Annotated in this window: 13 protein-coding genes; 6 read left to right on the forward strand and 7 right to left on the reverse strand. The window is 44.4% G+C overall.

The genetic code is table 11. From position 1 onward, the window contains the following. Positions 1–108: 108 nt before the first annotated feature. The 7 genes from ABLT31_RS29810 to ABLT31_RS29840 all read right to left on the reverse strand — a co-directional run bounded on the left by ABLT31_RS29810 (position 109) and on the right by ABLT31_RS29840 (position 8,991). Positions 109–1,491 carry an allantoinase gene (locus tag ABLT31_RS29810; protein ID WP_367758541.1) on the reverse strand — a complete coding sequence of 461 codons (1,383 nt, stop codon included), beginning with the start codon at positions 1,489–1,491 and terminating at the stop codon, positions 109–111. Then, positions 1,488–2,735 carry an ArgE/DapE family deacylase gene (locus ABLT31_RS29815; RefSeq protein WP_367758543.1) on the reverse strand — a complete coding sequence of 416 codons (1,248 nt, stop codon included), beginning with the start codon at positions 2,733–2,735 and terminating at the stop codon, positions 1,488–1,490. The genes ABLT31_RS29810 and ABLT31_RS29815 overlap by 4 nt, the downstream gene beginning before the upstream one ends. A gap of 15 nt (positions 2,736–2,750) precedes the next feature. Next, positions 2,751–3,998: an allantoate amidohydrolase gene (locus tag ABLT31_RS29820; RefSeq protein ID WP_367758545.1), complete on the reverse strand. Its 1,248-nt coding sequence runs from the start codon at positions 3,996–3,998 to the stop codon at positions 2,751–2,753. Between the two features lie 33 nt (positions 3,999–4,031). After that, positions 4,032–4,766 (reverse strand): aspartate/glutamate racemase family protein, encoded by a 735-nt coding sequence (locus ABLT31_RS29825; RefSeq protein WP_367758547.1) that lies wholly within the window; start codon positions 4,764–4,766, stop codon positions 4,032–4,034. 22 nt (positions 4,767–4,788) lie between these two features. Next, entirely contained in the window at positions 4,789–6,045 is a 1,257-nt protein-coding gene (locus ABLT31_RS29830; RefSeq protein WP_367758548.1) for an amidohydrolase family protein, read from the reverse strand. Between the two features lie 36 nt (positions 6,046–6,081). After that, complete coding sequence (locus ABLT31_RS29835; RefSeq protein ID WP_367758550.1) at positions 6,082–7,332, reverse strand: amidohydrolase family protein; 1,251 nt, start codon at positions 7,330–7,332, stop codon at positions 6,082–6,084. Positions 7,333–7,419: 87 nt separating this feature from the next. Further along, positions 7,420–8,991: a glutathione ABC transporter substrate-binding protein gene (locus tag ABLT31_RS29840; RefSeq protein ID WP_367758552.1), complete on the reverse strand. Its 1,572-nt coding sequence runs from the start codon at positions 8,989–8,991 to the stop codon at positions 7,420–7,422. A gap of 407 nt (positions 8,992–9,398) precedes the next feature. Between ABLT31_RS29840 and nikC the strand changes: the two genes are divergently transcribed. The 6 genes from nikC (at position 9,399) to ABLT31_RS29870 (ending at position 14,763) form a co-directional block, all read left to right on the forward strand. Further along, positions 9,399–10,238, forward strand: coding sequence for a nickel transporter permease (gene nikC / locus ABLT31_RS29845; protein WP_367758631.1), 840 nt, complete (start codon positions 9,399–9,401; stop codon positions 10,236–10,238). Positions 10,239–10,250: 12 nt separating this feature from the next. Next, a complete protein-coding gene (nikB, locus tag ABLT31_RS29850) occupies positions 10,251–11,171 on the forward strand; it encodes a nickel ABC transporter permease (RefSeq protein ID WP_367758554.1) in 921 nt (306 codons plus the stop codon). An 11-nt stretch (positions 11,172–11,182) separates the two neighbouring features. After that, the gene (locus ABLT31_RS29855; protein WP_367758556.1) at positions 11,183–12,223 is read left to right on the forward strand and encodes an ABC transporter ATP-binding protein; all 1,041 of its coding nucleotides are present in this window, start codon (positions 11,183–11,185) and stop codon (positions 12,221–12,223) included. Beyond that, the gene (locus ABLT31_RS29860; RefSeq protein ID WP_367758558.1) at positions 12,213–13,208 is read left to right on the forward strand and encodes an ABC transporter ATP-binding protein; all 996 of its coding nucleotides are present in this window, start codon (positions 12,213–12,215) and stop codon (positions 13,206–13,208) included. The genes ABLT31_RS29855 and ABLT31_RS29860 overlap by 11 nt, the downstream gene beginning before the upstream one ends. Positions 13,209–13,297: 89 nt before the next feature. Then, positions 13,298–14,068 (forward strand): sensor histidine kinase, encoded by a 771-nt coding sequence (locus ABLT31_RS29865; protein ID WP_367758560.1) that lies wholly within the window; start codon positions 13,298–13,300, stop codon positions 14,066–14,068. Then, complete coding sequence (locus ABLT31_RS29870; protein ID WP_367758562.1) at positions 14,065–14,763, forward strand: response regulator transcription factor; 699 nt, start codon at positions 14,065–14,067, stop codon at positions 14,761–14,763. The genes ABLT31_RS29865 and ABLT31_RS29870 overlap by 4 nt, the downstream gene beginning before the upstream one ends. Position 14,764: the final 1 nt, after the last annotated feature.

Genomic DNA, 14,764 nt, shown 5'->3' on the forward strand with positions numbered 1-14,764 from the left:
ACCGCACCTTTGACAAACGTACTATCCCCAAAGTTTGATTTGAAAAAGGAGAAGCTGGGCTTACAAAACCATTCAATGCACGGGCTCTTCGTCTCTAAAGAGCTTTATTTATATTTTACAATCTACTGAAATCCTTCGAGGATGAATACCGCTATGCACAATCTCCCCTTTCTCAAACACTAAACGGCCTCTAAGGAGAGTAAACAATATTGTTCCTCGAAATGTTTTTCCGACATAAGGACTTTGCGGGTGACGATAATAGAGATCGCTCGTTTTCAGCTGAAAAGTTGAATGAAGATCAACTAATGTGAGATCCGCATCACTCCCTATCGCGATAACACCCTTTCTAGGATATAAGCCAAAGCGCTTGGCTGGATTGGTGGATGTTACCCTGGATATCGTTTCCAAAGAGATATTTCGACGCCAATACCCCTCTTCCAGCATTACATGTAAAGTAGATTGTGCCCCTGAAATTCCTCCCCAGACCCTAAAAATATCGCCATTTGAATCGATTTTCAAGTCAGGAGGAGCCGGTGAATGATCTGACCCGACGATGTCGATTTCACCACTTGCTAAGGCAGCCCAAAGCGTTTCGATGTGCTCCTGATCACGAAGGGGAGGGGCACACTTGGCTAATCCGCCCAGCCGTTCAAAGTCTCTAACGTTTAGGGATAAGTAATGAGGACATGTCTCAACAGTAACATCCACTCCTTTTCGTTTGGCCAGGTTTATCTGCTTGATTACCTCACCACTGGTAACATGAAGAATGTGGAGTTTACACTCTGTCGCTTCCGCAAAAGCCGTTGCCCGCCCAACAGCCTCTACTTCTGACAGTATCGGGCGAGATGCACAATAATCACGAACCGAACGATGACCTTGTGTGATGGCGATGGCTGCAAGACCTTCAGTGATAACATCACTCTCCGCATGCAGAGCAAGAATGGATCCCAGGTTGGCTATTTTTTTCATACCATGGAATAACGTATGGTCATCGACATGCTGGAACTCATCCATGCCACTTTTAGACATAAAACCTTTGAACCCAACCACTCCCGATTCCTTTAGGGATTCCAAAGAATCCAAATTTCCTGGAACAAGTCCGCCCCAAAAACCGTAGTCAAGGATAGAATGCTTTTCAGCTGCCTCTTTTTTAAGGGATAGACCATGAATCGTTGTAACCGGAGGATTACTGTTAAGGGGCATATCAAAAAATGTGGTTACACCACCGGCGGCTAAACTTCGTGTTCCGGAAGCGAAACCTTCCCATTCGGTCCTTCCCGGTTCGTTTAAGTGAACATGCGTGTCAATCAGCCCGGGAAGGACATGCAGGCCTGTAGCGTCGATCTCTAATCTTGCGTTTAATGAAGGATTAAGCTTCGAAACTATTTCTACTATTTTTTCATCCCGTACAGCGATATCCCCTTGGATCACTTCACTTTCTGTCACAATCCAGCCGTTTCGTAAGATGAGATCATATTCTTGTGGATTCAATCCTTACCCTCCCTCAACAAATCATACAAGGTAAGGGCGATGATTTTTGTGGCCTGGATCAAGTCGTCGATTCGGACATGTTCATCTGCCCGATGTCCATTGGCTTCCAGCAACGTTCGCGGACCAGCGCCGAACAAGATAACCGGTATGCCTGCTTCAGCAAAATGTCTGGCATCCGTATAGAGCGGGATGCCATGGATTTCCGGATCTCCTCCCATCACTTTCTTCCAGTTTGCAGCAAGCGTCTGGATGAGTGGCGAATTTTCCGGTGTCGGTTTAAAGCTTTTTGCCAAAAGAATGCGCCTGATCTCCACTTGAATTCCTTCATAGTCCCGTACGGTCTGTTCTATCAATTTACGGAGCTCCCGCTCTACCTTTTCACCGTCTTCTTCGGGAATCAAACGACGATCAATGCGAATAGTGCATTGGTCTGGTACCACATTCGTATTGATACCACCTGAAACCAATCCAACCACTAAGGTAGGCGAATCAATTCCCGGAACATTCGAATGAATGTTATCCAAGGAACGACGATAAGTATAAATCGATTGAAGCACTCCGGTCATCGCTTCAAGCGCGTCATATCCCGTATAGGGGGCTGCGGCGTGAGCCGATTTGCCTTTTAACTGAACTTCTAAATGGAGACACCCGTTATGTGAATTGACGATGGAATAGCTGAATCCAGCGGAAATAGCCAGGTCTGGACGGATATGCCCCTTTTCGATCATCCATTTGACGCCAATATTACCTCCTGTCTCTTCATCAAAATTAAAGGCCAGGACGGCTTTTCCCGACAATTCAGCGGCAACTTGACGTAGAGCCATAACCGCAAAAGTGTAGACTGCAATATCCGACTTGGATACAGCCGCGCCACGGCCGTATAGCTTGCCATCGACTATATTCCCGCCGTAAGGGTCTTGAGTCCAACCTAGTCCTGGAGCTACTACATCTCCGTGGGCGTTGAGGGCAATTTCGGGACCCTCCCCGTTCCCAAAGATGGTTCTTGATACTATATTCGCTACCCTAATCATCCCATTTGACCGGACTTCCTCGGGTTCAATCTCCAATAGATCTGTTTGCGAAAAGTCAAAGTGACCAAGCCGCTTATAAATGTGTTCTGCAATCGCAGAACAGTCTCCAGGAGGATTATCTGATGGGATCGTAACCAATTCTTGCAGAAATTGGATTACCTTTTCTTTCTCTAAATCTATCCATTGAAGGATTTTTTGTTTGCTTTCGTTCATGTCCTTCATACTCCTTTACCGAGATGGTTGGTTTAATCGAAAAATGACATCTAATAATACCCTTGCCCCCATTTGGATATCCTCAACCGAGACATATTCATCGGGGTGATGGCTTAAACCACCCTTGCATCTAACAAAAATCATCCCGACATCAGTAATTGAAGACATTGCCATAGCATCATGACCCGCACCGCTTACCAGTGGTACTGAATTCATCTGATAATCTTCAAGTACTGATTGGATCGTTCGGGTCAATTGGGTGCAACAATTCACAGGTGATGAGTCCATGACTTTGGTGAATGTACAATTCAACCCTCGGCGATCAGCTATTTGATGGGATGCCTCAATCATCACTTGGAGGACTTCTAGCTTTTTCCTTTCATCCATACAGCGAATGTCCAACGTTCCTTCTACTTCTCCAGGAATTACATTGCTCGCGCCAGGATGCACAGACAACTTTCCTACGGTAGCAACTAAATTTGGATTTTGAAGAGCAATCGTCTCAATTGCCTGTATGATCTCGGCCGCTCCAGCCAAAGCATCCTTTCTCATCGGCAATGGAACCGTCCCGGCGTGTCCGGCTAGACCTTCTATTTGGAACGTATATCGAGATTGGCTTACAATTCCACTTACCACCCCGCAAGACTGATCCATCTCTTCCAGTACAGGCCCTTGCTCAATATGCAGTTCAATGTAACCCAGAATGGTTTTGGGGTCACGGGCCGCTAATTTGTATTGCATCGGTTCCAATCCCACTTTCTTCATTGCATCTGAAAGGGTCATTCCGTTCTGGTCGCAGCACTGAAAATCGCTCTCTGTTAGACTCCCCGTCATAGCCCTGCTCCCAAGAAATGTAGTATGAAAGCGAGTGCCTTCCTCATCGCAAAAACCAATGATCTCAATCGGATGTTCGAGTCTGATGTCATGTTCAAATAACGTTTGCACGACCTCAATACCAGTAATCACACCAAGAATTCCATCAAATTTTCCGGCTTTAGCAACGGAATCGAGATGGGAACCGATAAGTAAAATCGGTGCATCAGGCCTTCTCCCTTCGTATCTTCCGATGACATTGTCCATCTCGTCTCTCCTTACGGACATACCTGCCTCGCACATCCACTGACTAACAAGAGAATTCGCCTGTTCGCTTTCATCAGTAAAAGCCAAACGGGTGACACCGTGAACGGACGAACTACATGTGGCCAATGCTTCAATGCGTTGAATCATACGCTCTACTTTCACATTTTCACTTATTCCTGCCATACTTGTTCTCCCCCCTTGTTATCCGAGAATTTCCTAGCGTCCAAAATGCTGAAGAATTCCGGAATAAGGCTTCCCTTCGGGTTTAGAAAAAGTCAGGATCTTGCTGGTTTTAACCCCCAAATCTACCAATGCTTCACAAAATTTGACAGCCGCTATAGTTCCATCGATGACAGGCACCTTCGCTTCTTGTTCAATTCTTTGCCTATGTATCGACATAGCTGCACACCCAAGAACAATGGCCTCAGCTTGATCTTCTTTGACTGCTTTCCGGCATTCTTGGATAATCAGATTTACGGAAGCCTCTTTATTGTTTTGGACATCAAGAACATGCAAAGGGGTTGTTCGAATGCTTCTGCATTTATTTTTCATTCCATAATGATAAAGTAAGTGTTCCGTCATAAGTCTTGTTCGAGGCAGCGTGGTTACGATGGTAAAGGCTGGAGCAATCATCGATGCCATGTGCATGGCCGCCTCAGCGATACCTAATACCGGAACCGTGACAAGTTCTCTCGCTCCCCATAAGCCGGGATCTCCAAAGCAAGCAATGACGTAAGCATCAATTCCTCCCTCCAATTCCCCTCTCCTGACTTCTTCGAGGATTCCAGGAATCGACAGGTAATCATCATAGAAGGATTCAATGGAGACTGGCCCCATCTGCGGACTGACTGCCATAATTTCTGTGTTGTTACGAACGTATTTTTGAACATGTTCTTTCAACTCTGTCGTTAACTCCCACGTTGTATTAGGGTTAATGATTTTAATTTTCATTGCACACCTGCTTTTCAGATACTTAAAAGTCAGCTAAACGGTCTTCGACTGCTTCAAGCGTACCGGCAACCAGCTTGCCTCTATACATGACGGCCGATCGTTTCACTTTTCTTGCGACGGCTTCTGCTGAACAACTGGCCTCGGTGAAGACGATATTGGCCTCATCCCCAAGCTTAGGCCAGAGGCGTTTTCCTTCTTGATTCAGCGGGGTCTTGCCACCTGTTATAAATCCAAGCGACTGAGCTAAGGAATATTCATCCAACCAGCGAAAACGTTCCGCCAAACGGCTTGCACGTTCTAGAATGTCCGCATTCCCAAAAGGAGCCCAACAGTCGAACATACTGTCGCATCCAATAGCCACCTCTACCCCTTTTTTCTGCAGCATGGGTATCGGAGGGATCTGCACATCAAATCGGATCGGCACAGCGGAAATGACCGAGATCCCTAATTCCGCAAATACGTCCGCCATCTCTTCGGCTTGCTCGATTGGGACCCCTCCTAATCCAAAGGCATGACTGACCGCTACTCTGCCCTGCCAGCCTGCTTCTTCCGTCAATCCTGCCAATCTGTTCATGGTGTAGGCACCCAAATAATCTGGGTCGTGCAGATGCAAATCTATATCGGCATTGGCTTCAACAGCAATTTCCATCATCTGCTGCAGAGATGCCTCAACGTTGCCGTCAACTCCAGCAGGGTCCACTCCTCCGACCAAAGTAGCCCCCTCGCGCAGCGCTTGTCTCATTAAATCACCCACCTGGGTCCGCAACAAACCATGCTGAGGAAATGCCACAATCTCATAGGATAATTTTCCTTTAAAAGATTCCAGCGCCATGCGAATCGCTTCCAAATTCTTAAGTCCGATATATGGGTCAATATTCACATGGGTACGAATGTGGGTAGAGCCGGACTGCAAAATCAGGTCCAGTAATTGTTCGGCTCTCTCCCTCGTTGTCTTAGATAATGCGGGAAGTTCATTTGCCTCCCATTCTAAACGTTCGATCAAGTTCTTGGCAGGTTTACTCGCTTTCCACGGTCCTCCCAAATAAGTTTTATCCAAATGAAAGTGTTTTTCTGTAAAGGATGGGAGAGCTAGTAGATTTCGAGCGTCTTGTTTCGGGAGATCACTGTCTATCGTGGTGACAGCAGACATAATCTCAGAAATTTTTCCGTCTTCAATAAGGAGATGGCAGATCTCAGTCTCTGTCCCTGCGACGAGCCCTTCCTCGTAACGGTAGCCGCTCTCCAAGCGAACATTTGTCAACCAGTAAGGAGAATTCACAATGATTTCATCCTTTCATTTGAGTTGGAAATTCATTTACACCATGTCTTCTTCTACAGATTCAAGTGAACCCGATACAACTTTTCCCCTATACAACACTGCCTGTTGTTTGCCTCGCCTTGCTACCGCTTCCGCTGAACAGCTGGCATCAATGAAAATGGCATTCACTTCATCCCCAACCATCGGCCAAACACGGTTTCCTTTTTCATTCAACGGAGTCGTCCCGCCTGTGATGAATCCAAGAGCTTGCGCTAGAGATCCCTCATCAATCCAGCGAAAACGTTCCGCCAAACAGCAGGCCTTCCCCAGCATATCCCCTGTTCCGAAAGGAGACCAATGATCGGTAATACTATCGGTGCCTAAGTATACGTTTACCCCTTTTTCATGTAGCAAAGGAATCGGAGGAATGGGAGTAGAGACTCTAATTGGAACCGTAGAGGTGATGGAAATGCCTAGTCGGGCAAAAATCTCTGCCATTTCAGCTGCTTCTTCAAATGGTACCCCTCCCAATCCGAACGCATGACTAACCGTCACTCTGCCCTGCCAGCCCGCTTCTTCCGTAAGTTCAGACAGCCTTTTCATGGTGAAAAGCCCTAAATGACCGGGATCGTGTAAATGGACATCTACATCAGCGTTGGCTTCTACAGCTAGTTCCATGATCGTTTGCAGTGACTTTTCGATGTTGTTATCGACAGTTGCCGGGTCTACCCCGCCAACCAATTGCGCTCCTGACCGCAAGGCTTCCCTAATTAGCTGAACAGATTGGCTGCGAAGTAAGCCATGTTGAGGAAAAGCTACAACTTCGCAGGACAGCTTTCCGGCAAAAGTTTCAATCGCTTGAAGTGTAGCTTCCAAATTTTTTAGGCCTATCACCTGATCTACGTTACAATGGGTACGCACGCGTGTGACACCCGACTGCAGGAGAAGCTCTAGCATGTTTTCAGCTCTCTGTCTTGCTGTAGGTAGTAAGCGGGGAAGTAATTTTTGTTCTTCTTCTATACGGGTAAAAATATTTATGAACGGAGTGCAAGCCTTCCACGGTCCGCTGTAATAGGTTTTATCGATGTGAATATGCATTTCTTCAAAAGAAGGCAGCATAAGAAGTCCGTTCGCCTTTAATTTGGGAAAATCGCTTAGGAGTGGGGTTTTGGCTGATACGATCTCTGCAATCTTACCTTCTTCTATTAAAAGGTGGCAAACCTCTGTTTCCGTGCCGGAAACAGCGTTATTTTCATATTGAAAGCCTCTCTCTAGCCGAACGTCGGTAATCCAATATGCATAGGACATCAGTACGACCATCCTTTCCTTCGTCTTTGAATAAATGCTATTTTTCTACTTGTATTAAGAAGGGAGGAGTCCTCCCTCCTGCCACTACTATTGGATGGTCACTTCGTTAATCATCAAGTACCCGGATGGACTCATCCAAACCCCTTTTACGTTCTTGCTCACTGCAGCAATATTCTCCAGATTACGGATCGGGACGAATGGAGTTTCCTTCATTTCTATCTCTTGAATTTGGGCATAAATTTTCTCTCGTTGCGAAAGATCTTTTTCTTTGCGCCCCTCTTCGATCAGCTTGTCTACTTCCGGATTTTTATAGAAGAAATAGTTTCCGGCACTTCCTTGGGACTTGGAATGGAATTGGTTGTACTGGTTGTAATCTCCGTCACCAGTTGCGTTTCTCCAGCTGGTAATGAATAAATCGGTTTCCCCTTTCGCAGCCGTTGCGAAGAAAGTCCCAAACTCCAATACTTTCACTTCCACATCAATCCCGATTCCCTTTAATTGAGATTGGACAACTTCGGCTAAATTCATCCGCTCCTTCAGATCATTAGTCAGAATCGTCGTTTTAAATCCATTTGGATAGCCCGCTTCAGACAAAAGGGCTTTCGCTTTGTTAATATCGTATTCATACCCTTTTAAATCCGGGTTATATCCTAATACCTTCGGGCCCATCGTGGAATTTGATTTCGTTCCAACACCGTTGAAGACGCCTTTTATAATGGCGTCCGTTTCAATGGCATGGCTTATGGCCTGGCGAACTCGAACGTCATCAAACGGTTTCTTCTTCGTATTAAATCCAATAAATTCCGTTCCAAATGCTTCGCTTCGATAAAGACTCATAACGGATGAAGATTGTACCCGTTCGACTTCTGTCACCGGTACCGGTTCGGCGATATGTGCTTCTCCGGTTTCCACCATAGCAATCCTCGTCGCATCCTCGGGTATAACTTTGAAGACTACCTTATCCACCTTCGGTTTTTCTCCCCAATAGGCTTCATTTTTTACGAGTATAATTTCTTGTCCGGGTGTCCAGGTTTGAAAGGTAAAAGGACCTGTTCCGACCGGATGTTGGGATAACTGCTTTCCATACTTTTCAATCGCTTTTGGACTAAAAATACTGCCTTCATGATTAGATAGAATGGAAAGAAGTGGAGAAAACGGTTCCGTAAGTATGAATTGAACCGTATGTTCATTTATAATTTTAATTTCCTTAACCTTCTCGAATAAATTGGCTCGAGGAGATGCGACTTCTTTATCTAAAATGCGATCAAAGGTCTTTTTGACAGCTTCGGCCGTAAAAGGGGTTCCGTCATGGAAGGTGACTCCTTGGCGAAGGTTGAATTCCCACGTCAGGTCATCCACCTGCTTCCATTCGGTTGCCAGCATCGGTTTAATCTCCGAGTTTTTATCCCGCTGAACAAGTCCTTCATAAATTTTATGCTGAGTAACACTTGCCGCGTTAATCGTTGACATAAATTGAGGATCCAGGTTTTCTGCATCCGCTAGTCTAGCGATGGTTAAAATTCCGCCCTCCTTTGGAGTTGTTTCAGCCGTCTCTTTCTTTTCTTCATTTGACACTGAGCTGGAAGAACAACCGGTAAGGACTGCACTAAAAACAAGAGAGATAGCAAAAATCGCGTTAAAAATGCGTATTTTTTTCAAAGAATAGCCCCCTTTTATCCTTCTTCTTGTTTTAGAAATTACATACGATTTGATATGAATTCTCTTTCCTTTTACGAGATTTTATCTCCTCCTGTCCTTTTCTATATTGAGTTAATTTCTTTCTTGTTCGAATTATAACAAAATTCACTACATAGTCTTTTAAGTATTTTCGTCTATTTTTATATTATTTTTACTTTTTATATAATCCTTATCACCAATCACAGCAGACCATCTGATATTTTTAAAGATTTTTACCTCTATTTTAGCTATTTTTACGTATTGTCCAAATCATATTTACTTTAGTTAATTTTCTGATAACTTTAAAAATAGAAAAGGAGGGTTATCTCATGAAAACAGAGTTGCTTGAAAAAAATCAGGTGTATCCGACAAAAGTATTTTTTGTCCGAATGGACAAATGGAGGGAGGTTTATAAGAAGCTAAGAAAAAATAAACTGGCCTTGGTTGGAGGGGGCGTGGTTCTCTTCTATATTCTGATCGCGGTAATGGCTCCCCTCCTCTCTACACATGATCCTTATCAAATTGATCTGATGAATAGATTGAAACCACCCTCAATGGACCATTGGATGGGAACGGATGATAAAGGGCGGGATATTTTCAGCAGATTATTATATGGGACGCGCCTTTCTTTAACAGTCGGCTTTCTATCTGTGTTTATCGGTGCTTTTATTGGCATTTTCCTCGGTTTGATTTCTGGCTATTACGGAAAATGGGTAGATACGATCATTATGCGGATTATCGATGTTCTTCTCGCTTTTCCAGGAATTCTGCTTACCCTAGCTATTGTAAGCGCTTTAGGACCGAGTTTGATTAATGTCATCATAGCCGTGGGTTTATTTTCCGTACCTATGTTTGCACGGATTGCTAGAGGCTCCACATTATCCGCCAAAAAAATGGAATATGTTGATGCGATCCGTTCACTAGGTGCAAGCGATGGAACCATCATCTTCAAACACATCTTCCCTAATATATTGTCTCCTATTATTATTCAAGCAACCCTGCGGTTAGCGACTGCTATTTTAACCGCAGCAGGTTTATCTTTCTTGGGACTCGGGGCGCAGCCGCCGCTGCCGGAGTGGGGAGCTATGCTCAGTAATGGACGAGATTTCTTGTATTCTGCCCCATATCTTGCCATATTTCCAGGACTTGCGATCTCCACATTAGTGATAGGGTTAAATGTGTTCGGAGATGGTCTTCGAGACGCGCTAGATCCAAGAATGAAGAAATAAAGGGGGATATCCATGTTCATTTATATCATTCGCCGCATGCTGCAGATGGTACCTGTGTTATTAGGCGTCATACTGGTCGTTTTTTTGATCATGAAATTAGTTCCCGGTGATCCAGCGCTGCTAATTGCGGGTGAGGGCGCAACACCCGAAATCATTGAGAGAATTCATAAACAATTAGGATTGGATAAGCCATTACTTGTTCAATACTTTGATTATGTTATGAACGTCTTGCGAGGGGACCTCGGAGTATCTATGAAAACAAACCTTCCTGTATTTGATGAAATTATGGCCCGGTTGCCGATAACGATTCAATTGGCAGCTGTAAGCATCATCATAACCATAGTGTTGGGGATGATTGCTGGGATTATCTCAGCAACCAAGCAGTATTCCTGGGCTGACACTACATTAATGATTATCGCCCTGCTCGGGGTATCCCTGCCCAGTTTCTGGTTGGGACTTATCCTAATTTTCTGTTTCTCAGTCAAATTGCATATTTTTCCTGTCGCCGGATGGGGAACCTTCATGCATGTATGGCTCCCGGCGATCACTTTAGGAACATCAGGTGCCGCTATTGTAGCCCGTATGACTCGTTCGAGCATGCTGGATGTGATCCGCCAGGATTACATCCGAACCGCCAGAGCCAAAGGACTCAAGGAAAGAGTCATCATTTACAAGCATGCCCTAAAAAATGCACTCATTCCCGTGATCACTGTTGTTGGTTTACAATTCGGAGCCTTGCTCGGTGGAGCTGTATTAGTTGAATCCGTATTCGCCATCAACGGGCTTGGTAGGATGATCGTAGAAGCTATTCGAATGAGAGATCTGCCAATGGTTCAAGGTGGCGTCCTTGTCGCTTCGATGATCTTTGTCATCGTGAATTTGATCGTGGATGTATTATATCGATTTTTTAATAAACGGATTGAATTGGACTAGGAGGAATTCACATGCAAAAGCCAAAGGAGAAAATTTTAGAAGTCCGCAACTTACAGACGTATTTTTTTACCGACGAAGGTATCAGCAAACCTGTGGATGGCGTTGATTTCACGATTCACAAGGGGGAAACTCTCGGGATCGTAGGGGAATCAGGCTGCGGAAAAAGCATGACCTCCCTTTCGATTCTGCGTCTCATCGCTAGTCCTCCAGGGAAGATTGTTGGCGGAGAAATCCTGTTTAAAGGGCAAGATCTGCTGAAAAAAACAGAAGCAGAGATGCGATCCATCCGCGGGAATGAGATCTCGATGATTTTCCAAGAACCGATGACCTCCTTGAATCCAGTTTACTCGGTTGGGGAGCAAATTGCTGAAGTGTTTCGCCTACACCAACAACTCGGAAAAAAGGAAGCTTGGGAGAAAGCAGTTGAGATGCTACAGTTGGTAGGCATTCCATCTCCTGAAAAACGAGTCAAACAAGAACCGCACGAGTTAAGTGGAGGCATGAGACAGCGGGTGATGATTGCGATGGCTCTGGCCTGTCATCCCGAAATCCTGATTGCTGATGAACCTACGACGGCTCTTGATGTAACGATACAAGCCCAAATACTGGAGCTAATGAAATCACTGCAAAAAGACCTGGGAATGGGAATCATCATGATCACCCATGATTTGGGAGTCGTTTCGGAAACATGTGATCGCGTAGCCGTCATGTATGCCGGAAAAATCGTAGAATACACCGATACCAAACAATTATTTGAAAATCCTAAGCATCCCTATACACTAGGATTATTGAATTCTTTGCCCCGTATGGACCAGGATCAAGAGGAACTCCAGGCCATCAAAGGAAGCGTTCCAAGTCCCTTTCACTTGCCTTCGGGTTGCCGTTTTGCTCCACGTTGCCCGCATGCCACAGAATTATGTAACCACTCGCTCCCGGAGCTGCAGGATGTTGGGAATGGTAGCAAAGTTCGCTGCTGGATCTATGCCCCAGAATGGGACAGCAGGCTAGAAGAAATAGAAAGAAAAACGGAGGTCAATGTTCATGGTAACTAACCCTCAATTCTATGACCGCAAAAAGGTATTATTAAAAATTAAAAATTTAAAACAATACTTCCCCATTAAAGGTGGAATTCTGGGACGAACCGTGAATCACGTAAAAGCTGTTGATGACATTAGTTTTGTTGTTTATGAAGGAGAAACCTTGAGTATCGTGGGTGAATCGGGTTGCGGAAAGTCTACCACCGGGCGGGCGATTTTGCGCCTGGATCAGCCAACTGATGGTCAGATTCAATTTCAAGATCAAGATCTGCTTCGCCTAAATAAACAGGATATGAGAAAAATGCGTAAAGATCTGCAGGTGATTTTCCAGGATCCGTTTGCTTCCCTCAATCCTAGGCAAACGGTAGGCCAAATCCTTTATGAGGCGTTAGCTATTCAACAAGTCCTTCCCAAAGAAAAACGTTTAGAGCGCATCCTGGAGCTATTGGAGAATGTCGGGCTGAGACCTGATACCATGGATCGATACCCACATGAATTCAGCGGCGGACAGAGGCAGCGAATTGGCATTGCACGGGCCATCGCCGTAGAGCCCAAGCTGATTATTTGTGATGAAGCGGTCTCAGCTCTTGATGTATCCGTACAAGCCCAGGTGTTAAACCTACTCAAATCCCTTCAACATAAGTTAGGTCTAACCTTTCTCTTTATCTCCCATGATCTGGGTGTAGTTCGCCACATTTCAGATCGGATTATGGTGATGTATCTTGGAAAAATCGTGGAGATCGCCGATAAGAGATCTCTTTTCGATAATCCGCAGCATCCTTATACAAGAGCATTATTGTCTTCCATACCTGTTCCTAATCAAAAAGAAAAGAAAGAGAGGATTTTATTAAAAGGAGATGTCCCCTCCCCTCTCAATCCGCCACTTGGTTGTCGATTCCATACCCGGTGCCCTTTCGCCATCGAGGAATGCAAAGTAACTACCCCCGAGCTTCGTATCATTTCAGGCAAGCATCAGGTTGCCTGCCATCTAGTAAACTGATCAAGGGTCAAACTCATTCTAGTTAATAAGCTGATAATATAATAAAATAAAAATAGACAGAATGAATATTATTTTCTGGAAGGTATCCCATGTTCAGCTATGAAAGCTTTACGATGCTTATTCTGCTATTTATTTTAGCTCCTATTGCAGGAGCTATTACGCTACTATTTCTTTTTATTTTTGAAAAGCGCATTGATTTGCTTGAATACAATAATAGAAAGATCAAGCTAGAAAAGGAGCTGCAGCAAGCCCTTTACAATCAATTGAATCAACAGATTCAGCCTCATTTTTTATTTAACACGCTGAATGTCATCTTGAGCTTAGCGCGCTTAAGGAGATCTGATGAGCTGGTCAGAGCTTTAGAGGTTCTTTCCTTATTCTTGAAGTTCAAATATAAGACCAATGAGCCTCTGATTCCCTTGGATGAAGAAATTCAGTATACCGAGCACTATATTGAGATTCAAAAGCTTCGTTTCGGCTCTCGATTAACGGTGCATATGGATTTTCAGGAAGATATTTTAAAAGCTTATATTCCCCCTTTTATTATGCAAACTCTCGTGGAAAATGCTTTTAAGCACGGTCTGGAAAGGAAATTAGGGGAGGCCATCTTGCGCCTCCGTCTCTTTTCCAAGAATGGTCAAATCATTCTTCAAGTGATCGACAATGGCTCGATGACCGGTGCAGGAGAAAAGGTTGAGGAAGAAAGCGGCCATGGGTTAGACAATATCCGCCGACGTTTGTTCTACTATTTTTCGGAACGAGCCAGCTTGAATATTTTTACCTCTCTGGGGAATGGAACGGAGGTGGAAGTATGTTGGCCTGCCATGTATCTACCGGATTTAAAGGAGATGATGAAATGAATGTCCTGTTAGTGGATGATGAACCTCTTGAATTAGATCAGCTTGAATTTTTAATTCAGCCCTTGTTTCCCTTGTGGAAGATCCATAAGGCATCAGACGGTTGCCAAGCTTTAGATATTAGTCAGAAGATCAAAATTCATCTTGCCTTTCTTGATATCCATCTCCCCGGGCGATCAGGATTAGAAATTGGCGAAACCATGCGGAAACATAATCAAGACATGGAACTGATTATCGTAACGGCTTACCAGGACTTTCAATATGCGAAACAATCAATACGACTTGGCGTGTTCGATTATATCACGAAACCGGTGATTGAAAGTGAACTAGCAAAGATTCTTGGAAAATACAAAGAAAATCCTACTATGTCCAAGTATTCCCGTGTCATACTTGACGCGTTGCAAATGATCCATGATAAATATTCAGAGAAACTGAATCTTGGCGATCTTGCATCCGCCATTCATATCAACCCAACCTACTTAAGCCGTCGGTTTCATGAGGAGGTGGGCATTTCTTTTTCCGATTATTTAATGCAATACAGAATTCAAATGTCCAAAAAATATTTAACTTCGCATTTGAATTGGAGCATTTCGGATGTTGCAGAAAAAACAGGATTCAATAGCCAGCATTACTTTAGTTCAGTGTTCCGGAAACTAGTCGGCATAACACCAAAAGATTTTCGAGAGAAGGAGAAATAAA

Source organism: Ammoniphilus soli (assembly GCF_040813775.1).

What these genes read in the sequence shown, in the direction of transcription:
- ABLT31_RS29815 (WP_367758543.1), bottom strand. Translation starts at nt 2,735, where the DNA reads ATGAACGAAAGCAAACAAAAAATCCTTCAATGGATAGATTTAGAGAAA.
- ABLT31_RS29820 (WP_367758545.1), bottom strand. Translation starts at nt 3,998, where the DNA reads ATGGCAGGAATAAGTGAAAATGTGAAAGTAGAGCGTATGATTCAACGC.
- ABLT31_RS29825 (WP_367758547.1), bottom strand. Translation starts at nt 4,766, where the DNA reads ATGAAAATTAAAATCATTAACCCTAATACAACGTGGGAGTTAACGACA.
- ABLT31_RS29835 (WP_367758550.1), bottom strand. Translation starts at nt 7,332, where the DNA reads ATGTCCTATGCATATTGGATTACCGACGTTCGGCTAGAGAGAGGCTTT.
- nikC (WP_367758631.1), top strand. Translation starts at nt 9,399, where the DNA reads ATGGACAAATGGAGGGAGGTTTATAAGAAGCTAAGAAAAAATAAACTG.
- nikB (WP_367758554.1), top strand. Translation starts at nt 10,251, where the DNA reads ATGTTCATTTATATCATTCGCCGCATGCTGCAGATGGTACCTGTGTTA.
- ABLT31_RS29855 (WP_367758556.1), top strand. Translation starts at nt 11,183, where the DNA reads ATGCAAAAGCCAAAGGAGAAAATTTTAGAAGTCCGCAACTTACAGACG.
- ABLT31_RS29860 (WP_367758558.1), top strand. Translation starts at nt 12,213, where the DNA reads ATGGTAACTAACCCTCAATTCTATGACCGCAAAAAGGTATTATTAAAA.
- ABLT31_RS29865 (WP_367758560.1), top strand. Translation starts at nt 13,298, where the DNA reads ATGTTCAGCTATGAAAGCTTTACGATGCTTATTCTGCTATTTATTTTA.
- ABLT31_RS29870 (WP_367758562.1), top strand. Translation starts at nt 14,065, where the DNA reads ATGAATGTCCTGTTAGTGGATGATGAACCTCTTGAATTAGATCAGCTT.